We start from the raw sequence: 14,080 nt of genomic DNA, 5'->3' as shown, positions 1-14,080 counted from the left end.
CTATAAAACAAAAGCATTATATCACCAATAATTATAGATGTATAGAAAAAAATATTTTTACGGTGAGTATGTTAAATAGTTATTTCCAATTAACTTATAGAGGAAGACAATTCCATCACAATGAATAAATAGTGTATAATGCAAAGTGGCTATAGTGAAGAAGAAAAAACCCCCTTTAAGATAGCATGTTGAAATAAGAAGAAATGATAAATGAGGTGCGAAATGGAATATCAATATCCGTTAGATTATAATTGGTCAAATGAGGAAATGGTTGTAATTGTGAAGTTTTATGAAGCAATTGAGAAAGCATATGAAAAAGGAATTATAAGAGAAGAATTAATGGGATTATATCGTCGTTTTAAAGAGATTGTTCCATCTAAAGCAGAAGAGAAGAAAATTGATAAAGAGTTTCAAGAAGTAAGTGGATATTCTATATACCGTGCGATTCAAAGGGCGAAAGAAACTGAAGAACAAAAGCTTGTGAAAATGTAAAAAAATTTTGAAAAATGAAAACTGAAGTGATATAATGTGATAACAACTAAAAACGGACAATATAAATTGTCCGTTTTCTACTATCGATTACAAAGTGCATATAAAGGAAGGAGTGATTGCATCGTAGATTCAATCTTAGCAAGGAATTGTTCGTTGGTCATTGCTGAAAACTCCTCTGGTGATATATGAATCCCAACTAATAATTCTGCTTTTTTCACAGTAGCTAGACGTTCAATCATCTTTTGTAAGTCTTTTGTTTCAAGTGTTTTATGTAATTTTACACTTGGCTTAGTATGGTCAATGGACCAAACGAAGTCATTTGGAATATTTGTTTTTAAATCATTTAAATGTTCTAAGAAGGCGTGAGCCGTCTCCACTTTTTGTGGACACTCATAGATTAAACCAAAGTATATGAAGGCATGAGTACCCCATAATCCAATTTGGAAATGTGGCAGCATTTTATAACCGCGTTTATTTGTTGAAAAAGCAACCCAAGTATCGTTTGGTGGATTGACTTTGCGGCGTGCATGTTTTGCTACATGATAAAAAAAGTTCTCATCAGTTTGTTTGGATAAATACGTTGCAAACTGTTCCCCTAAAGCTTCAAGCTTAGGATGAATGTTCGTTTTAATTGCACTCATTCGTTCTTCGAGACCATCAACTGTAAAGACCTCAAAATCAGTTGACTTGAATGTTTGTAGTGTCATGATTGTTCCTCCAACTCCTATTTTGCTTTTATTTTAGCATAGCTTGTACTATTCATAAAAAAAACAGCACAAAAAAATTTAAATAAAAAAATATAATTTTGTTGCATAGATGATTTATCCAACATAGTATAGTATAAAACAAAAAATCAGAATATTGAATCAATTATAGTCCGAGGGCAGACGAATATTGGGAGGAGGCAAATAATATGAGACAGGTGATTAATGCGTTAAAGAGAACAGATGCTGAAAAGAGAATACCGGTGCTACGTTTGGAGCTAGATTATGAATTAGCAACTTTATATGATGCGATGATGGAAAATGATAAACTGAAAAAAGAAGAGTGTGTACAAAAGTTAGAAGTGTTAAGACTTGAAATGATTCGTTTAGAAGCGTAATAATAGTATATGTATAAAAAATTAGTTGGTGCGAACCTTATAAAGGGTTCGTTTTTTCTGTGAACAGTATAGATCGGAGTGTTTAAACATGCAAGAAGTATGGAAAGACATCGATGCACACGCCAAACAGTGGATTCGAGATGCAGGAGAGTTTTTAATGGCATCAATGGAAAAAGCACTTATTATAGAAACGAAATCCAATGCAGCTGATTTAGTAACAAATATGGACCGAGAAATAGAACAGTTTTTAATTGGGAAAATTAAAGAAACATTCCCGAACCATAATATTTTAGGAGAAGAAGGTTATGGAGATGAGGTAACTTCTTCTGATGGGGTTGTTTGGTTAATTGATCCAATTGATGGCACGATGAACTTTGTTCATCAAAAAAGAAATTTCGCAATTTCAATTGGAATTTATGAGAACGGTATCGGAAAGGTTGGACTCATTTATGATCCAGTTCATGATGAATTATACCATGCGGTAAAGGGAGCTGGAGCATTTTGTAATGAAGTACCAATACCTTTATTGGAAAAAGGAACTGTAGAGCAAGGTATTGTAGCTTTAAATGCGATATGGCTTACCGACAATCCAATGCTTAATAAGGAAAGTATGATGGCACTGGTTAAGAAAGCAAGAGGCACGAGATCATATGGCTGTGCAGCGTTAGAGATGGTATACGTTGCAACAGGAAGAATAGATGCATATGTAACGCCGAGATTATCACCATGGGATTTTGGTGGGGGACAGATAATTGTAGAGGAAGTTGGAGGCAAGGTGACAACTTTTTCTGGATCCCCGCTTTCTATCGTAGAGAAGAGCAGCGTATTAGTTGCAAAACCAGGAGTGTATGAAGAGTTGTTACGATTTATAGCGGAGTAACAAAAAAAGTAAGAGGCTGTATAAGCGCTTCTTACTTTTTGACGTTATTTCGATTTACGCATTTTTCTTTTTGTTACAAAACCGTATCCAACTGTAACAAATGTGCCGATAATGCAAATAATAATACCGATGGGACTATTTTCAGCAACCATAATGCCGATACCGATTAAGAAAATAACACCGATAATTGCAGTTAATAAAAAGCGATATTGAATGTGTTCCATTTCTTCACCCTCCAATCTCATTTTACTTTCACAAAAGTAAGAATACAACTATATTTTCATTCTTGATTTTATTTTGATTGCCATTGTATCCCCTTCGCTCTTATAATAGAGAAGGATTAAAAAGACATTAGGAGTTGGACATGTTGAAAAAACGACAAGATTTACGAAATATAGCAATTATTGCCCACGTTGACCATGGTAAAACAACACTTGTTGACCAGTTATTACGTCAAGCGGGGACGTTCCGTGCGAATGAACATATTGAAGAACGCGCAATGGACTCAAACGATCTAGAAAGAGAACGTGGTATTACAATTTTAGCGAAGAATACTGCGATTCACTATGAAGATAAAAGAATTAACATTTTAGATACACCTGGTCACGCTGACTTCGGTGGAGAAGTAGAACGTATCATGAAAATGGTTGATGGTGTTCTACTTGTTGTTGATGCATATGAAGGTTGTATGCCACAAACACGATTTGTTTTAAAGAAAGCTCTTGAGCAAAACTTAACTCCAATCGTTGTTGTAAACAAAATTGACCGTGACTTCGCTCGCCCTGATGAAGTAGTTGATGAAGTAGTTGACTTATTCATCGAACTTGGTGCAAACGAAGATCAATTAGAGTTCCCAGTTGTATTTGCATCAGCAATGAACGGAACAGCAAGCTTAGATTCAAATCCAGCAAATCAAGAAGAGAATATGAAATCATTGTTTGACACAATTATTGAACATATTCCAGCACCAGTTGATAACAGCGAAGAGCCACTTCAATTCCAAGTAGCACTTCTTGATTACAATGACTATGTTGGTCGTATCGGGGTTGGACGCGTATTCCGTGGTACAATGAAAGTAGGACAACAAGTTGCATTAATGAAAGTTGATGGAACTGTAAAACAATTCCGTGTAACGAAATTATTTGGTTACATTGGATTAAAACGTCAAGAAATTGAAGAAGCAAAAGCTGGAGATTTAGTAGCTGTTTCGGGTATGGAAGACATTAACGTAGGTGAAACGGTATGTCCGGTTGAGCATGAAGAGGCTTTACCATTATTACGTATTGATGAGCCAACACTACAAATGACATTCCTTGTAAATAACAGCCCATTTGCAGGTCGTGAAGGTAAATTCATTACATCTCGTAAAATTGAAGAGCGTCTTCGTTCACAATTAGAAACAGATGTAAGTTTACGTGTAGATAATACGGATTCTCCTGATGCGTGGATCGTATCTGGACGCGGGGAATTACATTTATCTATCCTAATTGAAAACATGCGTCGTGAAGGTTATGAACTACAAGTATCTAAGCCTGAAGTAATTATTAAAGAAGTTGATGGCGTAAGATGTGAGCCTGTAGAGCGCGTGCAAATCGATGTACCTGAAGAATACACTGGTTCTATTATGGAATCTATGGGTGCACGTAAAGGTGAAATGTTAGATATGGTGAATAACGGAAACGGTCAAGTTCGCCTTACTTTCATGGTTCCAGCACGTGGTTTAATTGGTTACACAACAGAATTCTTAACATTAACTCGTGGTTACGGTATTTTAAACCATACATTCGATTGCTACCAACCAGTACACGCTGGACAAGTTGGTGGACGTCGCCAAGGTGTTCTAGTTTCACTTGAAACAGGAAAAGCATCACAATACGGTATTATGCAAGTTGAAGACCGTGGTGTAATCTTCGTTGAACCAGGTACAGAAGTATATGCTGGTATGATTGTTGGAGAACATACTCGTGAGAATGACTTAACAGTTAACGTTGTAAAAATGAAACAACAAACTAATATTCGTTCTGCGACGAAAGATCAAACTTCAACAATGAAAAAACCTCGCTTAATGACTTTAGAAGAGTCATTAGAGTACTTAAACGATGACGAGTTCTGTGAAGTAACTCCAGAATCAATTCGTCTACGTAAAAAGATTCTTGATAAGAGCGAGCGCGAAAGAGCTGCTAAGAAAAAGAAATCTGTAGAAGCGTAAAATAATAGAACAGCTACCTTTGAGGGGTGGCTGTTTTTTTATTGTATTTATTTTTGGAATATTTACTCTTTTTTGTGGACAGTATTTTTTTTGCGGGTTACTCTTGTATTAAGTACATAAATAAAATTTGTTTCTTGTGAGAAAGGGGGATGAATGATGTTAGAAAGAATGTCGTTTTTTGCGAAATTATGTAAAGTTGATGAAAATCCGGAACTAGGGATGTGGTTGCTGTATGGCATCATTATTATATTAAGTGCACTTGTGTATAATTTAGGTTTTGCAAGAAAACTATCAATAATAAAAAATATAGTGATATATATATCGTTAGCGATTGGATGTACAGTTTTAACTTTCTTTGCAGTTTTTTTACCTGTTGGAGAGGGCCTTGTTGTAGCGGCAATTGTACTTGGGATTTATAGGTTGCGTTTACGTCAAGCGAGACAACAAAAAGCAGGGTGAGGGGGCAAATTTTTATGCGTTCAGTACAAGATGCGTTATATAATTGGTTAACAATTAAAACAGTTGCCGAAGCACGTCCAGATGATCGTGCTGCACAAGAAACGTATTTGTTATTTGAAAATATGATATATGAAGAACATAAATTAAAGAATGTGGAAGTTAAAAAGAATGAAGAAATGTATTTGATTACATATGAAATGAATGGAGAAAGAAAATCTGCAAGGTTTCCGCTAGAAGCTATTGATTGTTTTTTGGATCAAATGAATCGTGAACCTGAAAAATATAAATAAGTCCTTATCTATATGATTAAGGACTTATTCACATTTTACCAATCGTCTTCGACTTTTTTATCACGGTATAATCGGAAATTACCACTTGCATGACGTTCCATCGTACGTTCTGCAATTCGTTCCGAACATTCCATGCACATATATGTATGAATAGGGCGGTTACGTAGTTTTTTTGCCATAGGATTTTCATCATCTAACATATCTTTTTTATCACAAATCATACACTTGACTCTCATTTCGTCACCTCAATACGAATTCTATCAGTATAAGTATATCATGGAAGTGTAATATTTTTGAATAATAGCGGGAAAAAATAATATTTTCGCAATTCGAAAAATAAGTTATGATAAGGATATAGTAAGTATATTTGGAGGTGGAAATATGGCGAATGTAGTAGATCCTACATTAACAGATGATTTAGTACAAACGTTACGTAAAGAATGTATTGTTATGGTAGCAACAACAGACTTCGAAAAACAAGTTCCTAACGTAAGTGCTATTTCTTGGGTGTATGCAGTGAGTAAAACTAGTATTCGATTTGCAGTAGATCAACGTTCACGTATTGTGGAAAATATACGGCATAGTACTGGGCTAGTATTGACTATAATGGCGAATGAATCCGTATTTTCCATAAGTGGTGCAGGTGAAATTTTGACTGATAGAATGGAAGGCATTCCTCTAAAATTAACTGTAATAGAAGTAAAGGTACAAGAAGTACGTGATGTTATGTTTTATGGAGCGAAGCTTGCAACTGAGCCAACCTATGAAAAAACATATGATATTCGCGCAGCGAAAAAGCTGGATAACCAAGTGTTAGTAGGAATAAAAGAATTATAAATGTGATAAATAAGAAAATAAGTTATTAACTTTTGTAATCAGTTATTGTGATTTTATGTTAATAATTATAATTAAAAGTAATATATTGAATAGAAATGAATAAAAAATAAATAAAAGGTTTCATGGCTATGAATTTCGATTCTACCTCGTTTATACGGTACATATAATTATAACAATGGTTCGTCCATATTTTATGGATGAAACCCTTGTTCTACAAATTTAAAAGTGGAGTCAGGGGGTAACAGGTTGGATAAAATTTATGTGTTAGATACGAATGTACTTTTGCAGGATCCTTTATCTATTTTTTCATTTGAAACAAATGAAGTAGTGATTCCAGCAGTTGTATTAGAAGAGGTTGATTCGAAAAAACGTTATATGGATGAAGTAGGACGAAACGCTCGTTATGTATCTAAGTTAATAGACAAATTTCGTGAAATAGGAAAGCTGCATGAAAGTATTCCGTTAGAAAACGGCGGTACATTTCGTATTGAATTAAATCATCGTTCATTTGTTCAACTACAAGATATTTTTGTAGAAAAAACAAATGATAATCGAATTTTAGCTGTAGCAAAAAATCTATCTTTAGAAGAACAAGAAAAAGAGGACGGGAAGTCTGTTATTTTAGTAAGTAAAGACGTGCTCGTAAGGGTAAAAGCTGATGCAATTGGTTTGAAAGCGGAAGATTATTTAAGTGATCGTGTAATTGAAGTAGATAATATATATTCAGGATTTTTAGAAGGGTATATATCAAAAGAGCAATTAGATTATTTTTATGAAAAAGGTGAATTGCCTTTATCCGAAATTGCAAATCACCCTTTTTATCCAAATCAGTTTGTAGTAATGAAAGATGCATTAGGGGGATCTAGTTCAGCACTTGGCATTGTGGATCATTTAGGTAAGAAGGTAAAGAAACTTATTTTTCACAATGAACAAGTATGGGGGATACGACCACGAAATGTGCAGCAAATTATGGGATTAGAATTGTTGCTTCGTGAAGATATTCCGCTAGTCACGTTAACAGGGAAAGCTGGTACAGGAAAAACATTACTCGCGTTGGCTTCAGGACTCATGCAAACGGAAGATTTAGGACTATATAAAAAACTACTCGTTGCAAGGCCAATTGTTCCAGTCGGAAAAGATATCGGTTATTTACCAGGAGAAAAAGAAGAAAAGTTAAGACCATGGATGCAACCGATTTTTGATAATCTAGAGTATTTATTTAATACGAAAAAGCCAGGAGAGTTAGATGCTATTTTAGCTGGAATGGGTTCGATTGAAGTAGAGGCCCTTACCTATATACGTGGGAGAAGTATTCCAGATCAGTTCATTATAATTGATGAAGCACAAAATTTAACGAAGCATGAAGTGAAAACGATATTAACAAGGGTAGGAGAAAAAAGTAAAATTGTATTAATGGGAGATCCTCAGCAAATTGATCACCCGTATTTGGATGAATATAATAATGGTTTAACATATGTTGTAGAGAAGTTTAAAGAGCAACGTATTAGTGGTCATGTAAAGTTTGTTAAAGGGGAGCGGTCTAATTTAGCTCAACTTGCAGCGGATTTATTATAAAAGGAGTGAGCTGAGGCTCACTCCTTTTTCTTCCAAGTATACACTTTAAATAATTGTAAATTTACGGATGTTACGGATTGGATTTTGTCTATTAGATCCATCATTGTAATATAGATGAACAGGTCCATCCTCTTTTAATGGCTTTCCTTCTTTTGAAAAACCAAGAATAGCATTTTCTACAGTTTCTAATGGAAGTATTATTGTTTGATCTACTGTTTCAATTTCGACTTGCGTAGCGTCCTCTAAAATTTCGGCGTTAGCAAGAAATGGATGAAATGGTATACCGAACGTTCCAGTAATTAGTTGTTCTTTTTTATATTTCTTTACACTTTGTTGTATCGGTGGAAACGCAGCACCATCACGGATTTCGCGATCCCAATGCTCTGAAGTGTTTTTTAAATAAGCTTCTAGTTCTGAAGTGTTTTCTCTTGTTTCATCAAAGTAAGTTGTCAAATCTACTTTTCGATCATCAAAGATCCAAACAGTTGGATCGATAGTGATTGGAAAACGAACTTTTCCATTAATAAATAAAATTTCGCTCATTGTTGTTCCCCCATTTGTGTTATACTCCCACTTTTCAGTATAATAGCATTAGACACGGTTGTCACAAAAAATGTTTCTATTGCAATTTACTAAAACTATCGCTAATATTAATAGATAGGAGAGAGTAGGACGGAAACGGAGGGAATCAATTTGGCGTCTGAGACAGTATCAAATCATCAGGAAAAGGCACTAGCCCTTCTACAAGCGGATGCGGAGAAGATTTTAAGACTTATTAAGGTGCAAATGGACAACCTTACAATGCCGCAATGTCCATTATATGAAGAAGTGTTAGACACACAAATGTTTGGACTATCCCGCGAGGTCGATTTTGCAGTTCGCCTTGGTCTTATTGCAGAAGAACAAGGGAAAGCAATGTTAGGAGAGCTTGAACGTGAGTTATCTGCACTTCATGAAGCATTTACGAACAAACAACAATAACGGGTTCAAATAGGGGGGCTCAAACTGAAATAGTTTGGGCTTTTTATTTGTATAATAAAGCAGGAAGAATCAATGTACATATGGAATACAACAATAATTAAATTGAAACAGAAAGAGGAAATGAAATGAAAAGAGTATGGAAATCAATGGATTATTCATTATTACTTCCTCTTGTTATCTTATGTGTGTTGGGAGTTATAATGGTATATAGTTCTAGTTCCATTGTCGCGATTTCGTCGAAATATAACTGGCCAGCAGATCACTTTTTTAAAAAACAATTAGTTGCTCTTGCTATTGGAACGGTAATACTAGTGATTGTCGCTGTAATTCCTTATAAATTTTGGAAGAAAAAAATAGTGCTTGCAGCGATGGGGTTAGGGAGTCTCGGCTTACTAACAGCAGCTTTCCTTTTCGGTAAGGTAATCAATGGTGCAAAAGGATGGATACTAGGTATACAACCAGCTGAGTTTGTAAAAATAGCAGTTATTATTACGCTAGCAAGTTTTTTTGCTAAGAAACAAGAGAGGCAAACCCCTTTTTTTCAAGGGATAATACCTCCTATATTTGTTGTCGGTGGATCGATGGTGTTAATTTTATTACAAAATGACTTAGGAACTGACATATTAATAGGTGGAACAGTGTTAATTATGTTCTTCTGTTCAGGAGTTAATGTTAACTTGTGGATTAAAAGATTTTTATTAACATCTGTCGTGTGGGTTCCGGCGTTGTATTTTATCGGAAACTATAAATTAAGTCAGTACCAAAAAGCTCGATTTTCAGTTTTTCTTGATCCATTTAGCGATCCGCAAAAAGATGGATTTCAATTAATAAATTCATTTATTGGAATTGCCTCAGGTGGGTTAAATGGTAGAGGACTAGGAAATAGTATACAAAAGTATGGCTACTTACCAGAGCCGCAAACGGATTTTATTATGGCGATTATATCTGAAGAACTAGGTTTTATAGGTGTAGCTATCATTTTAATCTGTTTACTACTTATTATCATTCGTTCGTTTAGAGTAGCACAGAAGTGTAAAGATCCATTTGGAAGTTTAATTGCAATCGGAATTGCAAGTTTAATTGGGATACAAACTTTTGTTAATGTTGGTGGTATGTCTGGATTAATACCACTTACAGGAGTACCTTTACCGTTTATTAGTTATGGTGGTAGTTCTTTATTGGCTAATCTAATTGCGATGGGTATATTATTAAATGTTGCTAGTCATGTAAAACGACAAGAGAAACAACAAAATGAGGTAATGAAAGAAAGAGAGCAAGATGGACCGCGTCTTGTTGTAGTAAAATAAAAAACACATTGTGCTTTAGAGCGCGATGTGTTTTTTTATGTGCAAGAAATATTAAATAGGATGCATTAATTGGTATATACACTAAAAAATATATCACATTAAATTAAATGTGATATACAATTAAGTTGTTAGAAAAGGAAGAGGTATGCTATACTATTTTTGTGAAACAAATTGATCAGAAAACTTATCATTTGTTAAAAAATAAGGTATGATGGATAAAAATAAAGTGAAGCTTTCTAAGTATAATATAATGTAGAAAGTGAAGAACTTCACGCTCTTTATGGTGTGTATATATTTTATCTCTAGAGTGGTAGGAAAGTAGAGGGGGAAAATCATGACAAAGCTGCAACGTATTCAAAAAGTATTGGTAGCTAACCGTGGAGAGATTGCAATTCGTGTGTTTCGAGCTTGTTCGGAACTTGGATTAAAAACAGTTGCAATCTATTCTAAAGAGGATAGTGGTTCTTATCATCGTTATAAAGCCGATGAGTCCTATTTAGTTGGGGAAGGGAAAAAGCCAATTGATGCTTATCTAGATATTGAGGGCATTATTGAGATTGCGAAAAGTAATCATGTAGATGCAATCCACCCTGGATATGGTTTCTTGTCAGAAAATATTCAATTCGCAAAACGTTGTGAAGAAGAAGGGATTATCTTTATTGGTCCAAAGAGTAAGCATTTAGATATGTTTGGAGATAAAGTGAAAGCAAGAACACAAGCGCAGCTAGCACAAATTCCAGTTATTCCTGGTAGTGATGGACCGGTAAATTCAGTAGAAGAAGTTGGAGAATTTGCTGAAAAGTATGATTACCCGATTATTATTAAAGCTTCCCTTGGCGGTGGTGGTCGTGGTATGCGTATTGTACGTAGTAGTGAAGAATTAAGAGAATCGTATAATCGAGCGAAGTCAGAAGCGAAAGCAGCCTTTGGTAATGATGAAGTATACGTTGAAAAATTCGTTGAAAAACCTAAACATATAGAAGTTCAAATTTTAGCAGATGAAGAGGGCAATGTTGTTCATTTATACGAGCGTGACTGTTCTGTACAACGTCGTCACCAAAAAGTGGTAGAAATTGCACCTAGTGTGTCGCTTTCAGATGATTTGCGTCAGCGTATTTGTGATGCTGCTGTGAAATTAACGAAAAATGTAAATTATTTAAACGCAGGAACAGTAGAATTTCTTGTAAAAGGTGATGAGTTTTACTTTATTGAAGTAAATCCGCGTGTTCAAGTTGAACATACAATTACAGAAATGATCACAGGGGTAGATATCGTTCAATCGCAAATTTTAATAGCTGATGGACATGCATTACATAGTAAAATGGTAGGTGTTCCGAAGCAAGAGGAAGTAGTTGTTCATGGATTTGCGATCCAATCTCGTGTAACGACTGAGGACCCACTAAATAATTTCATGCCGGATACAGGAAAAATTATGGCATACCGATCAGGCGGTGGTTTCGGTGTTCGTCTTGATACAGGTAATAGTTTCCAAGGTGCTGTTATTACACCATACTATGATTCTTTACTTGTAAAAGTTACAACATGGGCACTTACTTTTGAACAAGCTGCTGCGAAAATGGAACGTAACTTAAAAGAGTTCCGTATTCGTGGTATTAAAACAAATATTCCATTCCTAGAGAATGTAGTAAAACATAAAAACTTCTTATCAGGAGAATATGACACTTCATTTATTGATGCGTCACCTGAACTATTCCTGTTCCCGAAACGTAAAGACCGCGGAACAAAAATGTTAAATTACATTGGGTCAGTAACAGTAAATGGCTTCCCAGGAGTAGGGAAAAAAGAGAAACCAATTTTCCCGGATGCTCGTATACCGAATGTATTACACTCAGAGCCGGTTCAAAATGGAACGAAACAAATTTTGGATGAGCGTGGAGCGGACGGATTAGTAAAATGGGTACAAGATCAAAAGCGTGTACTTTTAACGGATACAACATTCCGTGATGCGCATCAGTCATTACTGGCGACGCGTATTCGTACAAAAGATTTACATCAAATTGCAGAGCCGACAGCGAGAATGTTACCGAACCTATTCTCAGCGGAAATGTGGGGTGGTGCAACGTTTGATGTTGCATATCGTTTCTTAAAGGAAGATCCATGGGAACGATTACTAGATCTTCGTGAAAAAATGCCAAACGTTTTATTCCAAATGTTACTTCGTTCTTCAAACGCAGTTGGTTACAAAAACTATCCGGATAATTTAATTCAAAAATTTGTGGAATGTTCTGCTCAAGCTGGAATTGATGTGTTCCGTATTTTTGATAGCTTAAACTGGGTAGAAGGTATGAGAGTTGCGATTGATGCTGTACGAGATACTGGTAAAATTGCAGAAGCAACAATGTGCTACACAGGAGATATTCATGATCCGTTACGTAGTAAATATGATTTAAATTACTATAAAAACTTAGCAAAAGAGTTAGAAGCATCAGGAGCACATATATTAGGAATTAAAGATATGGCAGGCTTATTAAAACCTAATGCGGCATATGATTTAGTTTCTGCATTAAAAGAGACGGTATCGATTCCGATTCACTTGCATACACACGATACGAGTGGAAATGGTATATTAACGTATACAAAGGCAATTGAAGCAGGTGTTGACATTGTCGATGTAGCAGTAAGTTCTATGGCTGGTCAAACGTCACAACCAAGTGCGAACACGCTATACTATGCATTAGGTGGAAACGAAAGACAGCCAGACGTTAATATAGATTCATTAGAAAAACTATCTCATTATTGGGAAGATGTACGTAAATACTACGCACCGTTTGAAAGTGGTATGAATGCACCTCATACAGAGGTATATATGCACGAAATGCCAGGCGGACAGTATAGTAATCTACAACAACAAGCGAAAGCGGTTGGTTTAGGAGATCGCTTCGATGAAGTGAAAGTAATGTACCGCCGTGTGAATGACATGTTTGGCGATATTGTTAAAGTAACGCCATCATCTAAAGTTGTCGGTGATATGGCATTATTTATGGTTCAAAATCACTTAACAGAACAAGATGTTTTAGAGCGTGGGCATTCTATGGACTTCCCAGGATCTGTTGTTGAAATGTTCTCAGGAGATTTAGGACAACCGTATGGTGGTTTCCCGAAAAAGTTGCAAGAAATTATTTTAAAAGGGAAAGAGCCATTAACAGTAAGACCGGGTGAATTATTAGAGCCAGTAGATTTCGACGCGTTAAAAGAAGAGCTATTCCATAAGCTTGGACGCGAAGTGACGATTTTTGATGTAGTTGCATATGCATTATATCCAAAAGTATTTATGGATTACGAAAAAGTTGCTGAGCTTTATGGAAGTGTATCTGTGCTTGATACACCGACATTCTTCTATGGTATGAGACTTGGTGAAGAAATCAATGTGGAAATCGAACAAGGTAAAACATTGATGGTTAAACTAGTATCAATCGGAGAGCCTCAGCCAGATGGAAATCGTGTTCTTTACTTGGAGTTTAACGGTCAACCACGTGAGATAGTTGTGAAAGACGAAAGTGTGAAAGCAACAGTGGCACAACGTGTGAAAGGAAACCGTGAAAACCCAAACCACATTAGTGCAACAATGCCAGGAACGGTTATTAAAGTAGTTGTTAAAGAAGGCGATGAAGTGAAAAAAGGCGATTCTATGGCAATTACAGAAGCGATGAAAATGGAAACGACAGTTCAAGCGCCGTTCAATGGGAAAGTGAAAAAAGTATATGTTAACGATGGAGATGCAATTCAGACGGGTGACTTACTCATTGAATTAGATCACTAAAAAAGAAAAAGAGCTGTGTAAATGCAGCTCTTTTTTTTCCGCTATTCGCCGGGCAGTAAGACACCCGCCTCAAAATTCAGCGAAAACAAAGATGTTAGATGGGGGATCAACTGCCCATAAAAGTCTGATTGGTGCGGGCTAATAATCAGTGGGGATGAAGACCCCCA

At 35.7% G+C, this 14,080-nt stretch carries 15 protein-coding genes; 11 read left to right on the top strand and 4 right to left on the bottom strand.

Features of this window, described 5'->3' with window-relative positions; genetic code table 11:
• Window positions 1-222 precede the first annotated feature (222 nt).
• Window positions 223-492: a UPF0223 family protein gene (locus ACLBWW_RS01340; RefSeq protein WP_000456567.1), complete on the top strand. Its 270-nt coding sequence runs from the start codon at window positions 223-225 to the stop codon at window positions 490-492.
• Window positions 493-572: 80 nt separating this feature from the next.
• On the opposite strand, the gene ACLBWW_RS01335 is transcribed toward ACLBWW_RS01340, so the two are convergent.
• On the bottom strand, window positions 573-1,199 hold the full coding sequence (locus ACLBWW_RS01335) for a YktB family protein (protein ID WP_048546126.1): 627 nt from the start codon (window positions 1,197-1,199) through the stop codon (window positions 573-575).
• A gap of 206 nt (window positions 1,200-1,405) precedes the next feature.
• Here ACLBWW_RS01335 and ACLBWW_RS01330 point away from each other — a divergent pair, with 206 nt between their 5' ends.
• Window positions 1,406-1,594, top strand: a complete 189-nt coding sequence (locus tag ACLBWW_RS01330) for a hypothetical protein (protein ID WP_001250166.1) — start codon at window positions 1,406-1,408, stop codon at window positions 1,592-1,594.
• Window positions 1,595-1,682: 88 nt separating this feature from the next.
• Window positions 1,683-2,474, top strand: a complete 792-nt coding sequence (locus ACLBWW_RS01325; RefSeq protein ID WP_048546124.1) for an inositol monophosphatase family protein — start codon at window positions 1,683-1,685, stop codon at window positions 2,472-2,474.
• A 44-nt stretch (window positions 2,475-2,518) separates the two neighbouring features.
• On the opposite strand, the gene ACLBWW_RS01320 is transcribed toward ACLBWW_RS01325, so the two are convergent.
• Complete coding sequence (locus ACLBWW_RS01320; RefSeq protein WP_000400128.1) at window positions 2,519-2,698, bottom strand: DUF5325 family protein; 180 nt, start codon at window positions 2,696-2,698, stop codon at window positions 2,519-2,521.
• Between the two features lie 140 nt (window positions 2,699-2,838).
• Here ACLBWW_RS01320 and typA point away from each other — a divergent pair, with 140 nt between their 5' ends.
• From typA to ACLBWW_RS01305, 3 genes are all read left to right on the top strand, one after another.
• Window positions 2,839-4,683, top strand: a complete 1,845-nt coding sequence (typA, locus tag ACLBWW_RS01315; protein ID WP_000914755.1) for a translational GTPase TypA — start codon at window positions 2,839-2,841, stop codon at window positions 4,681-4,683.
• Window positions 4,684-4,839: 156 nt separating this feature from the next.
• Entirely contained in the window at window positions 4,840-5,142 is a 303-nt protein-coding gene (locus tag ACLBWW_RS01310; protein WP_000893656.1) for a YlaH-like family protein, read from the top strand.
• Window positions 5,143-5,156: 14 nt separating this feature from the next.
• Window positions 5,157-5,432, top strand: coding sequence for a hypothetical protein (locus ACLBWW_RS01305; RefSeq protein WP_046956451.1), 276 nt, complete (start codon window positions 5,157-5,159; stop codon window positions 5,430-5,432).
• Window positions 5,433-5,467: 35 nt separating this feature from the next.
• Here the strand turns inward: ACLBWW_RS01305 and ACLBWW_RS01300 are convergent, their stop codons facing one another.
• On the bottom strand, window positions 5,468-5,668 hold the full coding sequence (locus ACLBWW_RS01300; RefSeq protein WP_001995040.1) for a YlaI family protein: 201 nt from the start codon (window positions 5,666-5,668) through the stop codon (window positions 5,468-5,470).
• A gap of 145 nt (window positions 5,669-5,813) precedes the next feature.
• Here ACLBWW_RS01300 and ACLBWW_RS01295 point away from each other — a divergent pair, with 145 nt between their 5' ends.
• Window positions 5,814-6,269 (top strand): pyridoxamine 5'-phosphate oxidase family protein, encoded by a 456-nt coding sequence (locus tag ACLBWW_RS01295; RefSeq protein ID WP_048546122.1) that lies wholly within the window; start codon window positions 5,814-5,816, stop codon window positions 6,267-6,269.
• A gap of 246 nt (window positions 6,270-6,515) precedes the next feature.
• Window positions 6,516-7,844: a PhoH family protein gene (locus tag ACLBWW_RS01290; protein WP_000358079.1), complete on the top strand. Its 1,329-nt coding sequence runs from the start codon at window positions 6,516-6,518 to the stop codon at window positions 7,842-7,844.
• Between the two features lie 45 nt (window positions 7,845-7,889).
• Here the strand turns inward: ACLBWW_RS01290 and ACLBWW_RS01285 are convergent, their stop codons facing one another.
• Complete coding sequence (locus tag ACLBWW_RS01285) at window positions 7,890-8,387, bottom strand: hypothetical protein (RefSeq protein WP_048546118.1); 498 nt, start codon at window positions 8,385-8,387, stop codon at window positions 7,890-7,892.
• 150 nt (window positions 8,388-8,537) lie between these two features.
• Here ACLBWW_RS01285 and ACLBWW_RS01280 point away from each other — a divergent pair, with 150 nt between their 5' ends.
• From ACLBWW_RS01280 to pyc, 3 genes are all read left to right on the top strand, one after another.
• Entirely contained in the window at window positions 8,538-8,825 is a 288-nt protein-coding gene (locus tag ACLBWW_RS01280; RefSeq protein WP_000135698.1) for a YlaN family protein, read from the top strand.
• Between the two features lie 125 nt (window positions 8,826-8,950).
• On the top strand, window positions 8,951-10,132 hold the full coding sequence (gene ftsW / locus ACLBWW_RS01275; RefSeq protein WP_048546116.1) for a putative lipid II flippase FtsW: 1,182 nt from the start codon (window positions 8,951-8,953) through the stop codon (window positions 10,130-10,132).
• 334 nt (window positions 10,133-10,466) lie between these two features.
• The gene (gene pyc, locus ACLBWW_RS01270) at window positions 10,467-13,913 is read left to right on the top strand and encodes a pyruvate carboxylase (RefSeq protein ID WP_048546114.1); all 3,447 of its coding nucleotides are present in this window, start codon (window positions 10,467-10,469) and stop codon (window positions 13,911-13,913) included.
• Window positions 13,914-14,080 lie beyond the last annotated feature (167 nt).

It is taken from the genome of Bacillus sp. M5A3_1b, assembly GCF_053345335.1.
Note: the sequence above shows the minus strand (reverse complement) of the source record. Positions and strands in the feature narration are given on the sequence as shown.

Bases quoted from the DNA above. Each gene is read 5' to 3' on its own strand.
- ACLBWW_RS01340 (WP_000456567.1), top strand. From the start codon at position 223: ATGGAATATCAATATCCGTTAGATTATAATTGGTCAAATGAGGAAATG.
- ACLBWW_RS01295 (WP_048546122.1), top strand. From the start codon at position 5,814: ATGGCGAATGTAGTAGATCCTACATTAACAGATGATTTAGTACAAACG.
- ACLBWW_RS01310 (WP_000893656.1), top strand. From the start codon at position 4,840: ATGTTAGAAAGAATGTCGTTTTTTGCGAAATTATGTAAAGTTGATGAA.
- ACLBWW_RS01285 (WP_048546118.1), bottom strand. From the start codon at position 8,387: ATGAGCGAAATTTTATTTATTAATGGAAAAGTTCGTTTTCCAATCACT.
- ftsW (WP_048546116.1), top strand. From the start codon at position 8,951: ATGAAAAGAGTATGGAAATCAATGGATTATTCATTATTACTTCCTCTT.
- ACLBWW_RS01305 (WP_046956451.1), top strand. From the start codon at position 5,157: ATGCGTTCAGTACAAGATGCGTTATATAATTGGTTAACAATTAAAACA.
- ACLBWW_RS01300 (WP_001995040.1), bottom strand. From the start codon at position 5,668: ATGAGAGTCAAGTGTATGATTTGTGATAAAAAAGATATGTTAGATGAT.
- ACLBWW_RS01320 (WP_000400128.1), bottom strand. From the start codon at position 2,698: ATGGAACACATTCAATATCGCTTTTTATTAACTGCAATTATCGGTGTT.
- ACLBWW_RS01330 (WP_001250166.1), top strand. From the start codon at position 1,406: ATGAGACAGGTGATTAATGCGTTAAAGAGAACAGATGCTGAAAAGAGA.
- pyc (WP_048546114.1), top strand. From the start codon at position 10,467: ATGACAAAGCTGCAACGTATTCAAAAAGTATTGGTAGCTAACCGTGGA.
- ACLBWW_RS01335 (WP_048546126.1), bottom strand. From the start codon at position 1,199: ATGACACTACAAACATTCAAGTCAACTGATTTTGAGGTCTTTACAGTT.
- typA (WP_000914755.1), top strand. From the start codon at position 2,839: ATGTTGAAAAAACGACAAGATTTACGAAATATAGCAATTATTGCCCAC.
- ACLBWW_RS01325 (WP_048546124.1), top strand. From the start codon at position 1,683: ATGCAAGAAGTATGGAAAGACATCGATGCACACGCCAAACAGTGGATT.